This window comes from Pseudoalteromonas sp. MMG012, assembly GCF_018100875.1.
Lineage (GTDB): Bacteria > Pseudomonadota > Gammaproteobacteria > Enterobacterales > Alteromonadaceae > Pseudoalteromonas > Pseudoalteromonas aurantia.
Genome location: NZ_JAGJEF010000037.1, coordinates 14,465 through 34,176 on the forward strand (window position 1 = coordinate 14,465; position 19,712 = coordinate 34,176).

Sequence of the window (19,712 nt, forward strand, 5' to 3'; positions counted from 1 at the left end):
GATAAGGCAATGATGGCATTTAATAAACCAGCAATTACTCCAGAGCAACAGCTTACTCTGCTGCAACAGCGTGGGTTGAGCACCCTTGATCGACCCCGAGCTTTGGCATTTTTACAATCAGTCAGTTTCTTTCGCCTTACACCCTATATGCGGCCGTTTCAGGTCAATGCACAACATAACTTTATCGCGGGTACGGGGTTTCGCCAGTTAGCAGAGTTATACGACTTTGACCGTCGTTTGCGCTTGTTGGTGATAGATGCCATTGAGCGAGCAGAAGTTGCGGTTCGTGGCCACATAAGCAATCATATGGGCACTACCTATGAAAGCCATTGGTATTTAGATGCTAAGCATTTTAAAAATAATGATCAGCATAACCGTCTACTAGACGAGATCCGTCGCAAGCAAGACAATGAACTGCGCGATTACCATAGAGAATGCCAGCGAATAGATAAACTGAAAACCGACTCAACGCGCAAAGCAAAACTAAAACAAAAGCGCCAACAAGAAGGCTACGCGCGGCACTACGCGCTAACTTATTCTACCCCTCAACTCATGCCTAATTGGGCCATGGTGGAAGAAATTACTTTGGGCACTTTATCTCATTTATATAAGAATTTAAGTAAGGACAGCGATAAAAAAGCTATTGCCAGAGGGTTAGGGCTAGAGGCGCCGTTACTGGAATCTTGGTTACACACCCTAACTGCGGTGAGAAATATTTGTGCCCACCACAGTCGATTATGGAATCGAGAGCTAGGCATAAAACCAGCCGTGCCTAAAAGTAGAAGAATTGCATGGCCAGATTACTTACGAAGCGGCAATGTAAATTTGCATACTCGTGCGGCAGTTATTTTGCCAATATTGCAACACTTCATGATTTATTGCGCGCCACACGCGAGTTGGAAGCAACGCTTAGCCGAGCTTTTTAATGAATTCCCGAATACACCATTAGCCCGAATGGGTTTGCCAAATGATTGGCAGCAAGACCCGTTTTGGCAGATTATTTAACGAGACTTTTCATGACCAATAACGACATTGTACAAAAACTTTGGAACCTGTGTGACGTATTACGTGACGACGGTATTAACTACAGCGACTACGTTACCGAACTGGTACTGCTGTTGTTTATTAAAATGGTGCACGAAAACACCGAAGCCGGCACCTTAAAAAAACACCCGCTGCCAATCGGCTGCCGCTGGCAGAATATCAGTGATAAATCGGGCATTAATCTACTAAACGATTACAAGGCCATTTTATTTGCCCTTTCAACCGGTAAACGCCTAGAGGCCGACCCAGAAAACCTAGGCCAAACCAAAGAAATGCAAGTACACGAAGATCCATTAATTAGCGCTATTTATGCCGATGCGCAAACGCGCCTGCGTGAGCCGCGGCATTTAGAACAAATGATTAAAACGCTGGATCAAATCGACTGGTTTAGTGCCGCTAAAGACGGCCTAGGTGATTTATACGAAGGCTTATTAGAAAAAAACGCCAGCGAGACTAAATCGGGCGCGGGGCAGTACTTTACCCCGCGTGCATTAATTAATAGCATGGTGCGCTGTATGAAGCCGCAAATTGGCGAAGTAATTCAAGATCCCGCTGCGGGTACAGCAGGCTTTCTGGTCGCTGCCGACCAATACATGCGTGAGCAAACCGACGACTATTTTGACTTAAACAGCAAGCAATCTGAATTTCAAAAAAATAAGGCATTTGTGGGTGTAGAGCTTGTACCTAACACGCGCCGTTTAGCATTAATGAACTGCTTGTTACACGGTATGGAAGGCGATGACGAGGGCGTAATACATTTAGGTAACGCACTGGGCGATGCGGGTAAAGCATTAAAGGGCGCCGATATAATTTTGGCTAACCCGCCGTTTGGTACCAGTAAAGGCGGCGAGGCTAGCAATACCCGGAATTTCACTCACAAAACCAGTAACAAACAGTTAGCGTTTTTACAGCATATTTACCGCAACTTAAAACCCGGTGGCCGCGCCGCCGTTGTATTGCCCGACAATGTATTGTTTGAAGCGGGTGTCGGTACCGACGTACGCCGCGATTTAATGGATAAATGCAACCTGCACACGATTTTGCGCCTACCCACAGGGATTTTTTACGCCCAAGGGGTAAAAACCAATGTGTTGTTCTTTACCAAAGGCAGCGAAACCGACAAGCACCAGCAAGAAAATTGCACCGAAAACGTGTGGGTTTACGACCTACGTACCAACATGCCCAGCTTTGGCAAACGCACCCCGTTTGGCAATTCAGATATTGGTTTTACACAACAATACTTTGGCTTAGACCCACACCTTGGGGCCTTTGAAAAAGTGTTCGGTGATAAATCTGATGGTTCAAGCAAGCGCACCCAAGGTGAATACAGCTTTGGTGCTGAACAAATTGCAGTAGACAAACAAGCCGCCGTGGAAAATGAAAATGTTGACGACAAGCTTTTACATAGTCGCTGGCGCTGTTTTAGTCGCGACTGGATCGCCAACACCAAAGGCGATTCGCTAGATATAAGCTGGTTAAAAGACAAAGACAGTGTTGATGCGGCTGATTTACCCGAGCCAAGTGTATTGGCACGCGAAGCGAAAGAGGAGCTTACCGGCGCGTTAAGTGAGCTGGATGAATTGCTGGCGGCGTTGGAAGGGGGGATTTGATGAGCGACGTTAATTTGCCTAAGGGCTGGAGTGCTGTTTGTATTGCGGATATTTCTTATAAAGGCGAGCAATGTAAGCCGGCTCAAGATGCTGAATTTTCATATATTGATATAGGCAGTATTAATAGGGATTTAAAATGTATTGAATCCCCTCAGCACCTTATTGGTAAAGATGCCCCAAGCCGAGCCAGAAAAATCGTAAATACGGGTGATGTTTTGGTTTCACTAACGAGACCAAACCTTAATGCGGTGGCGTTAGTTCCTGCTGAATATAACAATCAAATTGCATCGACTGGATTTGAAGTAATTAAGTCCTTGCTGGTAGATAGCCGTTACATTTTCGCTTTAACCCGCTCAAAGAACTTTATTGATTCAATTAGTGGCACTGTTCAAGGTGCATTGTATCCTGCTGCAAAGTCCTCCGATGTTCAATCTTATAAGTTCCCACTTCCTCCCCCAGCCGAACAAAAAGTGATTGCCGATAAACTGGACACCCTACTGGCACAGGTGGAAACCACTAAAGCTCGCCTCGAGCGTATCCCCCAAATCCTAAAAACCTTCCGCCAATCCGTCCTCGCCGCCGCCGTCAGCGGCAAGTTGACGGTAGAGTGGCGGGGTGAGAATGATGTTTCAATTGAAAGTTGGGTTTCAACTAATATTGGATCATTAGCGCAGGTAGCTACTGGCAAAACCCCAAAAAGAACAAATACAGAATATTGGGATGGTGGCGATATTCCTTGGCTGACAAGTGCTGCAACGGGATCTGCATTAACATTTGAAGCTGAGCAATTCGTTACGAAACTGGCAGTTAAAGAATGTACTTTGAAATCATTTCCAAGAGGCACGCTCTTGCTGGCAATGTATGGCGAAGGTAAAACACGAGGTCAAGTAACTGAGTTACAGTTAGAAGCTACCTGCAATCAGGCATGTGCAGCAATTCTTGTAGATGAAACAAAAGTAAGTAAAGAGTTTCTTAAATTGCGCTTACAAGAAAATTATGAAGAAACAAGAAAAGCCGCAGTTGGTGGAGCGCAGCCAAATTTAAACTTGAATAAAGTCCGAGAAATCACAGTAGACCTTCCAAGCGAACCCGAACAAACCCAAATCGTCCGTCGTGTTGAAGAACTATTCGCCTTTGCCGACCGCATCGAGCAAAAAGCCAATGCCGCCCTTGAGCGAGTGAATAACCTAACGCAATCCATCTTAGCCAAAGCCTTTCGTGGTGAACTCACTGCCGATTGGCGCACAGCCAACCCTGAACTCATTAGCGGTAAAAATAGCGCCGAGGCATTGCTGGCAAAGATTAAGGCAGAACGTGAAGCGCTTTCAAGTAAAAAGAAACCCAAGAAGAAAGCTGCGGCAAGGAAAAAAGCCTAATGCGCTTGCTGTCTCTGGCGCTAAACGGACAATACAAAGGCTTGAAAGACCAAACGTTTAGCTTTGAAAATGCTGATGATCATGTTATTGCATTTATTGGTTTAAATGGCTCGGGTAAATCTCAGTTATTAGAGCTGATAGCCGAATGTTTTGCTTATTTAGAGCGTTTACAGCGCCATGACTTTAAAGATAAGGGGCATTTAGGTTTTGATTTCACACTGAACTACAGTATGTCTGGATATGTAAATCAGGCGCCTTTTAGCCGAGTGGAAGTGTTTGGTAATAAACTAAATGTCGCAGATGGGTTTGCCGACCCTAAATTCAAGATTTTAGTTAAAGATAATAAAGTTGAGAGTATTGCTCTTAAATCATCTGAGAGTGCAATCGCAATCGGCATTGAAAGCTTACCTTTGCCTCATATTGTTGGTTATTCATCTGGATTAAATGAAAACTTACAACGCCCGTTTTTGAAAAATGCGAATCAATTATTTAAAGCATTACGAGCTAGGGCTAAGTACCACAAGGAAAAACGTAAAATAGAAATGGCTTATGAGTTACGTAACAGCGACTCTGAATTGGCCTTTAATATATACTTAAGTAACAAAAAAGAGCTGGTTGATAAATTCAGGCGCAATCACGCTTATTTATTTGATTTCGATGCGGCTGAATATACTGATGATGATTTAGCGCTACCCGAAACGGCAACTCATCCGTCAAATCTGGTTTATCTAGATTATGACAGTGCACAATTTGCAGTCGCTTTCATCGATTTTGAATATCAAGCACTTATTACACAGCATTCCCAAAGCAATAAAGATCGATCAAACCTTACCTTCACTATACCTACCTCACTGGCATTAGAATTTGATTTTACTCAACCTAATGTTGCCGATGAGGTTGTAGATGATATTAAATCTTTTATTCGGTTGGCCGAAACGGGTAATGGCACAACACAGTACTTAGGTAAAAAAACAACAGCAGAAGAATACGATTATTACGAACTGGATTTTCTAAAAGGGCTAATAGAACTAGATCTAACTGAACTTGCAAAAGAAAGCCAGCTTTCGACGTTTGGCACGCTCAACCCAGTTAGGTTATTTGAGCGTTTATATAAGGTGCAGCAATTAGGCATAAAGAATATTCGAGCGCATGACCGCAAGCTACTTGAAAAAGATGGCTTTTTAGGGGCGGTTAAAAAACCACTAAAGGTTAAGCTTCCCCTAATGGCTAAAAGCCTTGAGTTAAAAAATAGCGGGATAGACTCGGTGGCTTATGAAGAGTTGTCTGACGGTGAATCTCAATTACTGCAAATACTGGCGGTTATAAAATTATACACTCATGAGAACACATTATTTTTGCTTGATGAACCTGAAACTCATTTGAATCCGGCATGGCGTACATCATTTCATTCTTATTTAACGAATGCCTTAAGAGGAAAAAATGGGAAGACAAAATCTCAGGCGTTATTATCAACCCATTCACCTTTTATGGTTTCTTCGCTCAAGCGAAATAACGTGTACCAATTCCGCCGAAGCGATGATGGTTTAATTGATATGAAAGTGGCGCAGAACGAAACTTATGGTGCGTCATTTGATGTGTTGATTAAGGATTTATTTGACTTGCGTTCACTGATATCACAAAGCGTGATTGATGAAATTCGTGAGCAGCTAAAACAAGGTGATGACAACGCTAGAGAGTGGATTGAAGCAAACCTTGGCTTATCGGCCGAAAAAGCGTATTTAATAAGGAAGTTGAGCCAATAATGTTATTTCGTTTAGCCCCCAACACGCCTAGATTTAAAGTGTTTAGATTGCTTAATGCTGAGCTTTTACATTTTTTAGAGCAATCGGTTAATACCGATACCTTTTGTCGAACATTATTAACCCAAGATGATATAGGGAAAGCTTGTTGGGGTAACGGACCAACTCGTGAGAAGTACAGAGGTTTATTTAATTCTATGCAAGCAGCTGGTAATGATACAAAGCTGCAACTCTTTGAGGTCATGCGTGATAATCAGAGCCTCCAACTATTGTTTGTAGCTCCCCAAAGAAACTTGTTTGATTTTATGAGCGAGGCTTGTTTTACAGCACTTAAAACATTATGTACTCACCTATACTGCTCAACTAAAGGTCTGGATGCAGTTATTGCTGCGGGTGGTTCAGATATCAAGGTTCACTTCAATGCTTACCGAGCTCAAGCGGTTAATGGCAATATCTGCAAAGCGTGTGGCATGGGAAAACTAGCGCCGTTCAGAGCCGAAGTGCCAGATGGTGAACAGTGGCGAGCCGATTACGATCATCAGCTATGTAAATCAAAGTACCCCATATTTGCTGTGCATCCAGATAATCTTATTCCACTGTGTGATGTATGTAATCAGGATGCTAAAAAGGCAAAAGATCTGTTCAAACATAAAAATGGTACTGAGCGCTTAACGTTCTACCCATATACTGAAGAAGCAAAGAGTTTCATTGATATTTCAATTGATAATTTACGTGACCCAGAACCTACCATAAAAGTAGATTGGAATACGCAGGACCCTTTGTTACTGGATAAGCTCAATACATGGGATGAAGTTTACGAAATTCGAGGCCGTGTTGAAGGTCAATTTCGATCACTTGAAGCAATTATTGAAGATGAGCTACGGCCAAGAGATTCAACCCATCTAGTGAGCAGAATAAGTGATGAAGCTCGTCCTCACGTCATCGATACGTTAAAGCGAAAAGAGTGGGCATTTTGGCATCAAAAATTATTTAGTCAGATGCAACAGATTGGAGAACCTGATATTGAAGCATTTTGGGAAAAGCTGGAATTTACGCAAAACCAAGCACAAAACGGTGCCGATTTTATTTTAAATGGCTGACTAACAGAACTAAGGCTTAAATGGACCAGAACATGTAAGGTCTAACATCGAGGTATCGAACTGCTAGACCTAATTAGGTTAGTTGGTTGAGTCATTTTTTACACCTTTTTTTACATTGAGAAAAGGTGTAAAAAAAGATGCTTTTTCTTTAAAAAACAGTGTTAAAACCACCCTGAAAACGCTGAAAAACAGCTGTATTTATACTGGGAGGGGCCACCATTTCAAAATATTTACCTCCCTCTAGTAACACATACTGATTAATTCAAACCAGTTATCTTTGTATTTAACTATTGATTGGTGAACATGCTATCTAGCATGTCAAAAAATACAGTTTCGCACACTTTCCAAATACCGTTAACCTATACCAACATGAGTGATTTACCCTTCTTAAGCTGGTGGATTAACTCGCGATGTCATTATTTTAAAGCGCCACCTCAAAACGAATGATCCCTTGCTATAGGATGCCTCTACATAACCACGATGTGCCCATGAACATACTTTCCATCACCTCCTGCTTTACAACATAGCACTAGAGCCCCTTGCCCCACATGACATAGAGCATAATTCATGACATTCTAAACTCAGTATTTCACTAAAACGATCGAAGGTAAGTACCATGAACATACTATCAAAAGAAACACTGAGTAAAGTAATGGGTGGATCAAATAACCCGCACTCCGCACCAACACTACCTGCCAAAGGGGGTTCATCTGCTCCTCCATGGGGCCGATACTAAGCAGCATGGTTAATACCAAAAACTGGCAATCACTTAGGGCTTCTTAAAAACCATTACGATAAAAGAAGCCTTTTATACAAAATGACAAAAATCAACTGAGTTACCAGCCTTTACGGAGCTGAATGAGTACACAATAAAAGTACGAGGTAGATATATGCCGCCCCTATTTTGAATCATCACAAATTTTCGATTACCAATAACTCAGAGCGAAATTTAGCAGACTTTGTTTATAACAATATACTGCGGATGATTTTTGAAATCGCATCTAAGCCCGCTAAACGCTTTTCGGCTTCGGTGCTGTCTATGCCTTGAATGGCTTCATAATCGTCTAGAAAAAAAGCACTATCGTAATACTTTGTCTGGGGATCTTTTACATACACTAAAACATAACAGTACATTGAAAGGTGGTCTAACGAGCGAAAGAAATCGATATCAGCCGCCGTTATTACGGGCTTTACTTTGCCTTTTATCTTATCAATAAAGACATGTTTAACATAAATTGACTGTGTATCTCGTGTATACTTTACAACATCTTCAACGCCATAATGGTGGACACGATATGCTTTCACATCATCAAGGCACAGCAGTTGCTGGGAGCATGTATTTTGAAAATCAATAGCTTCCATCTCTTTGTCAATTTTTTCATAGCGACCATAATTCGGCCTTGCGGCTAAGCGCTGAAACCAACATTTCAATTTAGCTTGCGTATCAGTAAACACTCCTACTCCCCATCCGTCTCTTTTTAAAGATCCGTCAACATGCTCAATATCAATCGAACTACGATAATAAAGTAAACCTCGTTACCATAATGTTAAATTATACATCTTTAAATATTAATATGTTCATATGTTCGGCTCTTCTAAAATAATTAATGTGTCAAGGTCCATTAATTGCCCACTGGCGGCTTGCTAACATTTCCCCCACAGCCCTATCGCTTCGCTGCTACTTTTACGCAACAAAATTTAATGCGCACTTCCAACATAAAAGTGCCCAGATTAATTCAGACTGTATAATACGCACTAGGTTCATCTTTGCTTTACCCTTAAACCTATGAACAAAACCATCACCTAATCGCATGTCGTAATATGAGGTCTTTTATTACGAACTATATATAGGCTTTTGTAGGACCAAACATGTGCTTTTTTCAATAACATCACTAAAACTCGCACATTCATCCAGATTCACTTACAATATGTTTCTATCCACGGCAACGCTCTGCTTCTGTGCAGCTATATAACTCCGCTTTGTTAAATTAATAATAATTTTTAACAACACAAGACTATTAAAAAGAATATGTTAGTATTGCTAAGCAGTGTAAGGATCTAAATTATGAATGTTGAACTATTGGTGAGTAAAGCCAAACAAGTTTGTGATAACAAAGGTGCACGTTTCACCCCCATTCGCGAGAAAGTATTTAGGCTACTCGCAAGTAAGCAAGGTGGGGTTGGAGCATATGATTTACTAGAAGAACTTAAACTAACGGAATCTGGAGCAAAACCAGCCACGATTTATCGTGCGCTCGACTTTTTGTCTGAGTTAGGGTTCATTCACAAAATTGAAAGCGCGAATGCATTCATGTTGTGTCACCATTTTGATCACATTCACCCTGTACAGCTACTCATCTGTGACAGTTGTGGCCACGTTGATGAATTGCATTCTAGTATCATTTCTCATGAACTGAATAACTTAGCTGCAGAGAAAGGCTTTACAGTCAGTGCTCAAACTATTGAAGCCCACGGCCAATGCAAAAAATGTAAACAGTAGAGGCAACTACATCTAAAACGCACTACACTTACATATTGGTTATATGAATTATTAAATAAGAGAAAACAAGGGAATCCCTAATGAAGGTAGAGTTCATCAATCCTTTTTTGGCGTCTTTAATTAATGTGCTGTCAACCATGGCACAAACTGAGTTGACTCCAGGGAAGCCGAAAGTCAAAAAAGACGAAGTCGCACGTGGCGATGTATCTGGTTTAATTGGTATGGTCGGCCCGCAAACGAAAGGCTCTTTCTCAATTTCCTTTGATGAAAGCCTAGCACTCACAATTATGGAACGTATGTTAGGTGAGCGCCCAGAGGGTATTAATGAAGAAGTCACTGATATGGTTGGTGAAATAACCAACATGGTCACAGGTGGTGCCAAAAATTTATTAGGTGAAAAGGGCTATGATTTTGAAATGGCTACACCGATTGTTGTCTCTGGTACAGGTCATACAATTACACATAAGTGTGAAGGCGCAAAATTAATGATGCCTTTTACCTCAGACGACGGTAACGCCCATATTGAAGTTAGCTTCGACACATTATGAGCTGGCAACAGCAAGATATAAAAATCTCGGCTAAAAGCCGAGATTTCCGTTAAATTGATAATGAAATAAGCACCCAGTTGCCACAAATATCGCAATATAACATTCGGCTACAGCACCTTTTTCTTCAACATATTTCTGCAAGCCTCTAGGTTAAGGGAAATGCAGATCCCACTGTTCTTATGAACTTTAAAAGTCACTTTAACCTCTTATCTTACTTCATTCTCTAAATAAAAGGTGTGTACATTATTAGGGGAAGATCATTAGGTTTTAACATACGCCAGAAGGGCCGCACCATTGGTTTACCGTTCTGCAAGCAGCCTTATAAGTGGGTACACAGCCAGCTTGAGTGTCCCATAAACCACCGCCAACTATTTTTGGTGTCATATTCTCAGGTAAAGCGCTTTTATCCTGAGATAATGTTTTTAACTTACTTTTATTCAGTGTTAATTTCATAATTATTTTCCTTAATAAGGGTAACTAAATATGTTTAAATAATGAACAGTAAAAATTTAGCACTGTATATTTTATACCGCAACACCCCACCCGATAAAAATGCAATGCGCTCTGTGTGAATACGAAGCCTATGCTCGAAAGATCATACCCTGAAGCATTACCCCACTAGATGCATGAGTTAAAAGATAAGAACTCAGCCCTGATGCAAATAACCTCTGTTCTGGATAAACGAATTTGCCCAATAAAGCTATTTTTCTCACTCTCGGCGTTGCTTTCATTTGTAATAGCCCGCTATTACTGCATAAAAGCGCCTTAGTATTGAACAAAATAGCATCATTGGATTGTACGTAAGTGTGTTTTCAAAACATTTTCTATTCCAAAACCCTTATCCAAATTTGAGGTTAAGTAACACCTTAAGCGCTATACCGTCCTATATCGTAAATAGTATGTGCCTACTTTTTACTTTAACTTCCAAACCTTAAGTGTTATGTTATAACATAATTTAACTGTACTATTTATAAATATAAAGAGATGGCACTCTGAACGTGCTTTGCGCCTTTCAGGAGATGCTTCGCTTTTCACTTTAAGAAAGTACATAGCACTGATAAAAAAATAATTACCAGTAAATGGGCCATGTTCGTTTACCACTAAACACGTTTATTTATCTGAAGGTAAATAACGATATATTCACAAGTATTGGCAGCTAACTTTGTGACATGAGGAAAAGCAATGCAGCATACGTACTTTCAATCCATTGAATATCATCCCAAAGAGCAACCAATTCCCCTTGATGAAGTACTTGCTCAGCTTGCTTTCAATCAAGATGGGCTTATTCCGGTAATTACCCAAGACACTGAAACTAAGCAAGTACTCATGATGGCATGGATGAATATCGACGCGCTCAAGCGCACTTTAAACACCCGCCGAGTCACTTATTGGTCACGCAGCCGACAGTGTTATTGGGTCAAAGGTGAAACCAGCGGTCATGTGCAATTACTCGTTAATTTGTCATTTGACTGCGATGGCGATGCCGTGCTGTGTGAAGTACACCAAACAGGTGCCGCTTGCCACACCGGTCGTCGACATTGTTTTTATCTCAAGGTCGAAGAAGACCATGTCCGAGTTACTGGCGAATATCAAAAAGTAGAGGAATTATAATGCTTATTAAAAATGCAAAGCTCGTCAATGAAGGGCAAATAGTCAGTAGCGATGTACGTATTGTCGGCGAGCGCATCGAAAAAATCGCCTTATCAATTACGCCAAAAGCCAATGAGCCCGTCTTAGATGCCGATGGTAAATTCCTGTTGCCTGGTATGATCGATGATCAAGTGCACTTTCGTGAACCAGGTCTAACACACAAAGGGACTATCGCAAGTGAGTCACGTGCTGCGGTGGCAGGCGGTATAACCAGTTTTATGGAAATGCCTAACGTTACGCCTGCGACCACCAGCATTGAGGCACTCGAAGCCAAATTTGATATTGCAGCGCGTAGCAGTATCGGGAACTATTCTTTTTATCTGGGTGCTACTGAACATAATTTAGAACAAATAAAGCGCTTAGACTCAAGCACACATTGTGGCGTAAAGGTCTTTATGGGGGCATCAACAGGTAATTTATTAGTTGAAAATACCACGGCATTAGAAGGTATTTTTCGTGAAGCGCCAACCTTAATTGTCACTCACTGTGAAAGCGGCCCCGTGATAGCACAGAATCAAGCCAAACTGGATAACCTAAATCGAGACATCGTTATTCAAGATCACCCGGTTATTCGCGATGACGAAGCCTGCTTCGCCTCTTCATCCTATGCAGTTAATCTTGCGAAACGATTTGATAGCCAATTACATGTATTGCACATCACAACAGCAAAAGAGCTGAGTTTATTTACTCCAGGCGCTATTCACACTAAAAAAATTACAGCTGAGGCATGTGTACATCACTTATGGTTTTCAGAGCTCGACTATGCACGTCTTGGTAATCAAATAAAATGTAACCCAGCAATCAAAAAAGAATCAGACCGACAAGCACTTCTGAGTGCACTACAAGATGGCCGTATCGATATCATCGCAACCGACCACGCACCACATACGTGGGAAGAAAAGCAAGTACCTTACCCAAACGCGCCGGCCGGTTTGCCATTGGTGCAACATGCCTTACTCAGCTTATTGGACCAAGTTCATCGCCAAGTGATGACCCTAGAGCAAGTGGTAGAAAAAACAGCACACAACCCCGCTATTCGCTACAACATTAAAGACCGTGGCTATATTCGCGAAGGCTACTATGCAGATTTAGTGTTAGTTGATACAACTGAGCAATATACGGTCACACCAGAAAGCATACTCTATCACTGTGGTTGGTCTCCCTATATGGCTCATCAATTTAGCGCCAGTATTGTCAGCACATGGGTGAATGGTCAGCTGGTATTCAATGGCAAAGAAATAATAGAACAACCGCTTAGCGCACGGAGATTAACCTTTGAAAAACAATAATCCACTCCCAGATATACAAAGCCAAAATACCCGTCATAAAAACCTGCCATTACAATGGGTGGGTATGGAAAATATCGCTGTGCCACTGAATTTAACTTTGGCGCAAGGTACACAAAAACCCAGTGCGCAAGGCCATATATTTGTTAATTTAGTTAACACTCAAGCCAAAGGCATTCATATGTCTCGGCTATATCGATTACTCAATCAGCTCAGTGCTGAAGAATGTGATCAAACCAATATCACTACCTTGCTTCGGCTTGCTGTTGCATCGCAAGCTGGGCTCAGCGACTGTGCCAAATTACAGCTAGACTTTGATATCACACTGAACAAACCAGCATTATTAAGCCAAGAATCTGGTTCACAGCGTTACCCAATTAGCTTAATCGCCAGTAATGAACAAGGCCACATTCATTACGAGCTAAAACTGACAATACCTTATTCAAGCACTTGCCCTTGTTCGGCATCGTTATCGCGCCAACTTAGTGCCCAAGCCATTGATAAGCAATTTACTCAATCACACATTGATAAAGCTCAGCTGTTAAAGTGGCTACAATCAGAGCATGGTTCCATTGCAACACCTCATAGTCAGCGCTCTTACGCATATCTGCGTTTACATTTAGAGCACAACAGTCAAGCGCAATGGAACCCATTAGATAAATTCATTTTTCAATTTGAAGAAGTCATAGGCACTCCAGTACAAACCGCTGTCAAACGTGAAGATGAACAAGAATTCGCTAGGCTCAACGCCAAAAACTTGATGTTTTGTGAAGATGCTGCTCGGCGCTTAAAAGCAAACTTAGAAAGCATGGACTTTGTCAAAGACTACCAATTTAAAGTAGAGCATCAAGAAAGCTTACATGCGCACAACGCCGTCGCTTATGAACAAAAATACTATTGAATAGGAAGCAATATGGCCTCCGAACTGGTCCTTACCTTATTTGAACAATGGAACCAAGCCTTACAAAGCGGCAACCCAAAACGCGTTACTGAGTTATACGCTCACGACGCGGTTTTACTGCCCACCATTTCTGATCTGGTGCGCCACAACCCACAAGAGTTTGAAGATTACTTCATGCTATTTTTAAAGAATGAGCCCAAAGCTCATTTAGTGGAAAGTAATGTTCGTACTTATACCAACATTGCCATTCATTCAGGAATTTACCATATTCAGTTAAACCAGAACCGACAAGTACAAGCACGGTTTACTTTTGTATATCAAAAAATTAAGACACAGTGGCTTATTGTAGAGCATCACTCTTCACAAATGCCTGAACAATAAGATAAATACGCCGACCATCCCCCTTCAGGAATAGGCTCTTCTCTTATTCCTGCCCCCTAATTGGTGTGTCATCCCAAGCTAACCTATACTTGAATAACGCTGTTTAATACTGGGTACATTTCATTGTACAAAACCTTTATTCTTTTCACCCTTTTCGTCTGTGAGTTGTGTACCGCTGCACCGAGTGACCAAAAAGCTGAGAATGAATATTTGCTGCAACAAGCAAAATACTTTCTATCGTCTGACCCAATACAAACGTTACAGATATTAGACGCGAATCTTGATCTTGCCCAGTTGACCCAACCACAACACATTCTTTGGCATATGATCAACACGCGAGCATCCACTAACACCAATCAACTGGCACGTGCGGGTACATCAATAGAATACTTGCTTTCACACCCTACACGCCCTTTCTTTTTAAAAAAGCGCGTCGCTATTTTGAGAATGGTGGGAATTTGGCTGCGAAAGTCATCGTATTTTAAAGAGGCCGAACTCACTTTTCAGTGTGCACTCAAGCAACCTTCATCTTCTGTTCAGAGAATCGGGTTAACAATCAGTTCTGCCATTATTGCACGTCGGCAAGAGCACTATCGCAGAGCTAAGACACTCTATTTAGAGGCATTGGATATTGCTAAAAAGTTAGACAAAAAAAGCGCTGTAGCAACAATCACCAATAATTTGGGGGTGCTTGCGTTAGATAACGGCAATCTTGAGCAGGCTAATGCCTATTTTAGACTTGCATTGGCCGGCCATCAGCTACAAGGAAAAAAACCAGGACATATCAATTCTGGCATCAATTTACTCTTTGTTTTCTTACTGCAAAAGCAATTTGTAAACTATCAACGCCTGTATGAACCTATCGCGCAGCTCGTTAATGATCTACCCGATAAACCAAAAAGAATTTACTTATTTTGGGTAAATAGCACTTATAAATTTGAGCAAGGTGAAAAAATCAACCAAGCTACTAAAGAGCAACTCATTTCACAGTTTTACCAACTAGAAAGTCGTGGCCTCAAAGCATTAATAAAACAACACTTAGCGTCACGGTTAAATTTAAGTGTGACTTTACCGGCTAAGGTGCCCAACAAAGTATTCACTGCACCTTGGTTTGACACAGTCAAATCATGCACTTGGTAGAGAGTAAGTAAAGCAACTGAAAATAAGATACAGATAAAAATAATCACAAGGTGACTAAAAAAGTGGAGTTTCACGATATTACGTTGATGTTTGCATTAACGCTCGCCGCACTCATTGGTGCCGTTATGATCGCTGCCATTGGAAAAATGAGCGACTCAGCTCTGGGAGCCAGAATGTGGGCGCTGGGTTATAGCTGTTTAGCGATTGCCTACGCAATTAATGTTTTTGTTTCATCTGAGTGGAACCCCATTAGGGGTTTTACTTATAACACCATGTTGATTGCTGGTCACACTTGGTTACTGGCGGGCACTTGGCAATTTATGAATAAACCTTTACCCCCTCGTACTATTTCCCTGCTCTTTATAACCATTTTTGCATCCACCGTTGTGTTTACCTTTGTCATGCCGATACGCGATGTGCGCCTCGTAACCATTGGTATCTGGCTGATCGTAGTACGAACAAGCTTTGCGTATTGCTTATGGCGCTATGCTAACAATAATCGCTACGAAAAAACCATTTCACGCGTGGCAGCATCGCTTGTGCTCATTGAAGTCATTGCCACCCTCATTTATACCACCAATGGCGCGCTTGGTGAGCTGCCTCTTATCGGAAAACAAACAGGTACCGTGGCTGTTATTACTTGGTTAGGTGCCTTAGTTGGCATTATGGTCGGAGCGCCGATTTTAATGCTGCTCAGTACCAGCCGCTTTATCGCTGAATTAGACAAAGCAGCTCACCACGACCCACTCACAGGCCTATACAATCGACGTGGTTTTTACTACGCAATAAAGCCGTTGCTTACCATTGGCGCACGCCAGCACAGCAACATACATATTTTTATGCTTGATATTGATAATTTCAAATTGTTAAACGACTCACACGGTCACCTCGTTGGTGATACAGTTTTAGAGCTGGCTGGCAAAACACTGTCAGACATCATTCGCGAAAGTGATGCGGTTGCCAGATGGGGAGGAGAAAGTTTTGTGTACTGACTTATGCCATGCATACGCATCATGCTTTAGAAGTCGCTGAGCGTATTCGTCAGGTCTTCACTGAAAAATGTACGCAGCACCCTGCACTCATTCATGAAAGCATCACACTCAGTATCGGTATTGCGATTAATCAAAAGAATAATGAACGCTTTGATGCGATTCAAGCACGAGCGGATAAAGCACTTTATACTGCCAAAGAAACCGGCAAAGACAAAACTATTCTCTACAATGAGTAATGTGCTTCTTTAACGCAATATAGTGCTTTAGCCTCTTACAACACGGTTTCGCCCTTCAGCTTTGGCTTGATAAACCGCGTGATCGGCCTGTTTTAGAGATTGACTAAAAGGCAGTTGTAAATTGACTTGCGTCACCCCACAACTGACGGAAATCATGATTTTCTCAGGGCCATAACGAATTTGCTCCTGTGATAGAGCGATACGTAAACGCTCAGCAACATGATACGCATTATCTGCATTGGTGTGAGGTAAAATAGCAATAAACTCTTCACCACCGAGCCGACATAAGCAGTCTTCGGTTCTGAGTACTTGTTTACAACACGACGCGAAAGCCTGTAATACAATGTCACCCACCTCATGCCCGTAGGTGTCATTGATTGCTTTGAAATGGTCAATATCAACCATCACCATACTTAATGGCAATTCCGCTCGCGTATGGCGGCTAATTTCTCTATCAGCATAATCCATCAAGTAGCGGCGATTTTTTAGTCCCGTCAGCGCATCTTGAAATGCCAAGTCTGTCAATTGTTGTTGTAACGCCCACAGCTCACTCACCAATATCCTACGGCTACAACAATCCGCAATTATTTCCGCATAAGACACTTCGGCCATTTGCCACTGCCGAGGCCCTCCATCGCCTTCAAAGCAAACAATGCCATGGGGCACACCATTTTTAAAAATAACGGTATCCAGCATGGTTGTTATGCCATTAGGGCGTAAATACTCATCGGTGAATTCAGCGGTACGAGCGTCTGTTTCAGCGTCATGGGCAGCGATAGATTCACCTGTCATTAACGCATCAAAATAAACAGGATAACGCTCATAACTCAATTTTGCATAATCTGTTTGATCCACATTACTGGACCAATCAGTATTGGCAACATTGAGTAAAAAGCAAGGTTGAGTATGATCGTCAAACAGCCAAACAGAGACCCTGCTAACCGCAAGTGTTGTTCGTCCTTCGTCAATAATATCCTGTAAAAATGCTTGATAACTACCTGAAACGTCAACTTCTTGAGAACATACACGTCTCAAACGTTGCGTTACTTCACTTAAATCATTGAGCATAAGACACCAAAGCCACTAAGAATACACACAACAAACACTTTTTATACCTCTACTAAGCATACGCAATAATTCAAGAAAGTAGGAACTATTTTATTCATGGAAGGTATATTTACGTATTATTGTGTGCTTTTCGGGGGGTTAAGCACAATCTAACCATTCGCTGGTTTGGCTTAGATTAGATTGTGAGAAAATACCTGAATACTACAGGTACTTTGCCAAGTACTTTTTAAAGATGGGATCTGTTTGCGCCAAAGTTTTTTGTTCGGCTAGAATCTCTTTCAAAATTGTTTTAGACGTTAATGGATTTGCCAACACCACTCTGAAAACCACCGTCGGTTGATTGTCATATTGTGGTGGTGTCAACCGAGTACGTGAAACAAATGAACGACCCGTTTCACGCTGGCGCTTTTGCATACTCGCAGTAAAGCGGTTTAACGCTGCATATATTTCAATGCGCTCAGCCTCATCCGCTTGTGCAATGGCGCGCTTTATTTGGGTGGGCACATACCGATACGTTAATAAGCACAACTCGGGTTCAGAAATAAGTTCAAAGTCAGGGTCATTTTTTATCAGCTCGGCAAAGTAACCCGCTTTGTCGATGCCTTTATCAATCAACATTTCATAGCCTTTACGGCCAATCACACGCATACAGGCATGTACCAGCATCGCCATTCCCGGACGACTACCTTCTAATGTATGACTGCCTAAATCTTTTGAGCCTTTACGTAGAATATATTCAGCATGATGCTCTATTACATCCGCGGCCGCTGGGTCTTTAAATAACACTAGGCCAGCCCCCATAGGGACATACATTTGCTTGTGTGCATCAATGGTAATTGAATCAGCGCGTTCAATACCAGTGAGTAAATAACGGTTATTGTCTGACAACAAGGTCGCTCCGCCCCAAGCGGCATCGACATGAAAATAGCACCCCAGTTCCGTACTGAGATCTGCCATCTCATTCAACGGATCAATATTGCCAGTCTCTGTTGTGCCTGCCACACCCACTAAGGCTAATACCTTAATGCCTTTGGCTTGCAGTTCCAACGCTTTTTCACGCATTTTTTCGACGTCAACTTTGTTGTTATCTCGGGTTGGAATACCAATAAAATTATCTCGCCCTAGCCCCAAAATGTCAGCGGCTTTACCCAATGAGTAATGGCCACGCTCTGACACCAACACTGCTAACCCTTTATATCCGTAATGCAGCATGCCTGCTAGCACACCTTGTGCGGCAATGCCTTTAAACTCGCCATCGGCTTTGAGCAAACGATTTCGTGCGATCCACAGCGCGGTAATGTTGGCAATGGTGCCACCAGAGCAAAACGCGCCCAATGATGTTTTCGCGCTGTGCATCCATTTATCGTAAAAACTGGCCTCGTTACCATAGGCTAAGTGATGCATCATGCCTAAAACTTGGCGCTCTAATGGGGTGAATGCTTTAGACGTTTCGATTTTTACGAGGTTTTGATTTAAACCTACCATCAATTTCGACAGTGGAAGCACAAAATGAGGAAGCGCTGAGGTCATATGCCCAATAAAGCTCGGTGCGGCAGTGTGCACTGAATGGGCAACCAACTGCTCCATAATGTCCTGCGCATAGTCAGACACAAACATTGGCTCTTCAGGGATCACAGCATCCTGAAAGTCCTTTTCTATTTCATGTAAAGGCTTCTCTATGGCCGCGATGTTCTCATTTAAGAACCCGGCTAAATTATTAGAGATTTCTAACTCTATCTTACTCAGAGTCGAATCTGGCGCTTCTGGCACCGTAAAAATACGCATCAAACTTTCTTCAGAAGCGACAGCACAACGCTTTGGACCCATCTTGCTACCTAATTACCCCTACAGATCTATTGCGTTTACCACAATGCCCGTAAGTTTGTTATGACGAAATGGCTAACTTTACTTCAAGTTGCTAGGTTTGTCTCGCTTTGAACGCTGAAAAGTCGCGAAATACCTTAATGATTAGTGACATTATCATTTAAATATAACGACACTTTATTGAAATTTACATGTATATTTAAGTTTATAAATAGTAAAAATAATATCAATATGTGCTATCAATCCTTTGCATTGCTTTAGCTTCTAAGTTTAAAATTAAGGGACAGGATTAAAAA

At 41.8% G+C, this 19,712-nt stretch carries 16 protein-coding genes and 1 pseudogene; 13 read left to right on the forward strand and 4 right to left on the reverse strand.

Going from position 1 to position 19,712, the window contains the following annotated elements; genetic code table 11:
• Positions 1-9: 9 nt before the first annotated feature.
• The 5 genes from J8L97_RS13205 to J8L97_RS13225 are packed head-to-tail and all read left to right on the forward strand — an operon-like array spanning position 10 to position 6,890.
• Positions 10-1,005 carry an Abi family protein gene (locus J8L97_RS13205; RefSeq protein WP_211050297.1) on the forward strand — a complete coding sequence of 332 codons (996 nt, stop codon included), beginning with the start codon at positions 10-12 and terminating at the stop codon, positions 1,003-1,005.
• Positions 1,006-1,016: 11 nt separating this feature from the next.
• A complete protein-coding gene (locus J8L97_RS13210; RefSeq protein WP_211050301.1) occupies positions 1,017-2,654 on the forward strand; it encodes an N-6 DNA methylase in 1,638 nt (545 codons plus the stop codon).
• Entirely contained in the window at positions 2,654-4,030 is a 1,377-nt protein-coding gene (locus tag J8L97_RS13215; RefSeq protein WP_211050303.1) for a restriction endonuclease subunit S, read from the forward strand. Before J8L97_RS13210 ends, J8L97_RS13215 begins: the two co-directional genes overlap by 1 nt.
• Positions 4,030-5,793: an AAA family ATPase gene (locus J8L97_RS13220; RefSeq protein WP_211050305.1), complete on the forward strand. Its 1,764-nt coding sequence runs from the start codon at positions 4,030-4,032 to the stop codon at positions 5,791-5,793. The genes J8L97_RS13215 and J8L97_RS13220 overlap by 1 nt, the downstream gene beginning before the upstream one ends.
• Positions 5,793-6,890 (forward strand): hypothetical protein, encoded by a 1,098-nt coding sequence (locus tag J8L97_RS13225; RefSeq protein WP_211050307.1) that lies wholly within the window; start codon positions 5,793-5,795, stop codon positions 6,888-6,890. Before J8L97_RS13220 ends, J8L97_RS13225 begins: the two co-directional genes overlap by 1 nt.
• 963 nt (positions 6,891-7,853) lie before the next feature.
• Here J8L97_RS13225 and J8L97_RS13230 read toward each other — a convergent pair.
• Complete coding sequence (locus J8L97_RS13230; RefSeq protein WP_192505972.1) at positions 7,854-8,345, reverse strand: hypothetical protein; 492 nt, start codon at positions 8,343-8,345, stop codon at positions 7,854-7,856.
• A 610-nt stretch (positions 8,346-8,955) separates the two neighbouring features.
• On the opposite strand from J8L97_RS13230, the gene J8L97_RS13235 reads away from it, so the two are divergent.
• A complete protein-coding gene (locus tag J8L97_RS13235; protein WP_192505974.1) occupies positions 8,956-9,390 on the forward strand; it encodes a transcriptional repressor in 435 nt (144 codons plus the stop codon).
• An 80-nt stretch (positions 9,391-9,470) separates the two neighbouring features.
• Positions 9,471-9,938 carry a chemotaxis protein CheX gene (locus J8L97_RS13240; RefSeq protein ID WP_192505975.1) on the forward strand — a complete coding sequence of 156 codons (468 nt, stop codon included), beginning with the start codon at positions 9,471-9,473 and terminating at the stop codon, positions 9,936-9,938.
• A gap of 267 nt (positions 9,939-10,205) precedes the next feature.
• On the opposite strand, the gene J8L97_RS13245 is transcribed toward J8L97_RS13240, so the two are convergent.
• Positions 10,206-10,391 carry a hypothetical protein gene (locus J8L97_RS13245; RefSeq protein WP_211050308.1) on the reverse strand — a complete coding sequence of 62 codons (186 nt, stop codon included), beginning with the start codon at positions 10,389-10,391 and terminating at the stop codon, positions 10,206-10,208.
• Between the two features lie 729 nt (positions 10,392-11,120).
• Here J8L97_RS13245 and hisI point away from each other — a divergent pair.
• The 6 genes and pseudogenes from hisI (at position 11,121) to J8L97_RS23540 (ending at position 16,524) form a co-directional block, all read left to right on the forward strand.
• The gene (gene hisI, locus J8L97_RS13250; RefSeq protein ID WP_211050310.1) at positions 11,121-11,549 is read left to right on the forward strand and encodes a phosphoribosyl-AMP cyclohydrolase; all 429 of its coding nucleotides are present in this window, start codon (positions 11,121-11,123) and stop codon (positions 11,547-11,549) included.
• Complete coding sequence (locus J8L97_RS13255) at positions 11,549-12,877, forward strand: dihydroorotase (protein ID WP_211050313.1); 1,329 nt, start codon at positions 11,549-11,551, stop codon at positions 12,875-12,877. Before hisI ends, J8L97_RS13255 begins: the two co-directional genes overlap by 1 nt.
• Positions 12,864-13,775 carry a GTP cyclohydrolase FolE2 gene (gene folE2 / locus J8L97_RS13260; RefSeq protein WP_211050315.1) on the forward strand — a complete coding sequence of 304 codons (912 nt, stop codon included), beginning with the start codon at positions 12,864-12,866 and terminating at the stop codon, positions 13,773-13,775. Before J8L97_RS13255 ends, folE2 begins: the two co-directional genes overlap by 14 nt.
• A 12-nt stretch (positions 13,776-13,787) precedes the next feature.
• On the forward strand, positions 13,788-14,156 hold the full coding sequence (locus tag J8L97_RS13265) for an SgcJ/EcaC family oxidoreductase (protein WP_211050318.1): 369 nt from the start codon (positions 13,788-13,790) through the stop codon (positions 14,154-14,156).
• Between the two features lie 123 nt (positions 14,157-14,279).
• A complete protein-coding gene (locus tag J8L97_RS13270; RefSeq protein ID WP_211050320.1) occupies positions 14,280-15,296 on the forward strand; it encodes a tetratricopeptide repeat protein in 1,017 nt (338 codons plus the stop codon).
• Positions 15,297-15,982: 686 nt separating this feature from the next.
• Positions 15,983-16,524: pseudogene (locus J8L97_RS23540) on the forward strand (GGDEF domain-containing protein).
• Between the two features lie 27 nt (positions 16,525-16,551).
• On the opposite strand, the gene J8L97_RS13285 reads toward J8L97_RS23540, so the two are convergent.
• Both J8L97_RS13285 and panP read right to left on the reverse strand, forming a co-directional pair.
• Positions 16,552-17,592: a sensor domain-containing diguanylate cyclase gene (locus tag J8L97_RS13285; protein WP_211050331.1), complete on the reverse strand. Its 1,041-nt coding sequence runs from the start codon at positions 17,590-17,592 to the stop codon at positions 16,552-16,554.
• Between the two features lie 201 nt (positions 17,593-17,793).
• A complete protein-coding gene (panP, locus tag J8L97_RS13290; protein WP_211050333.1) occupies positions 17,794-19,419 on the reverse strand; it encodes a pyridoxal-dependent aspartate 1-decarboxylase PanP in 1,626 nt (541 codons plus the stop codon).
• Positions 19,420-19,712 lie beyond the last annotated feature (293 nt).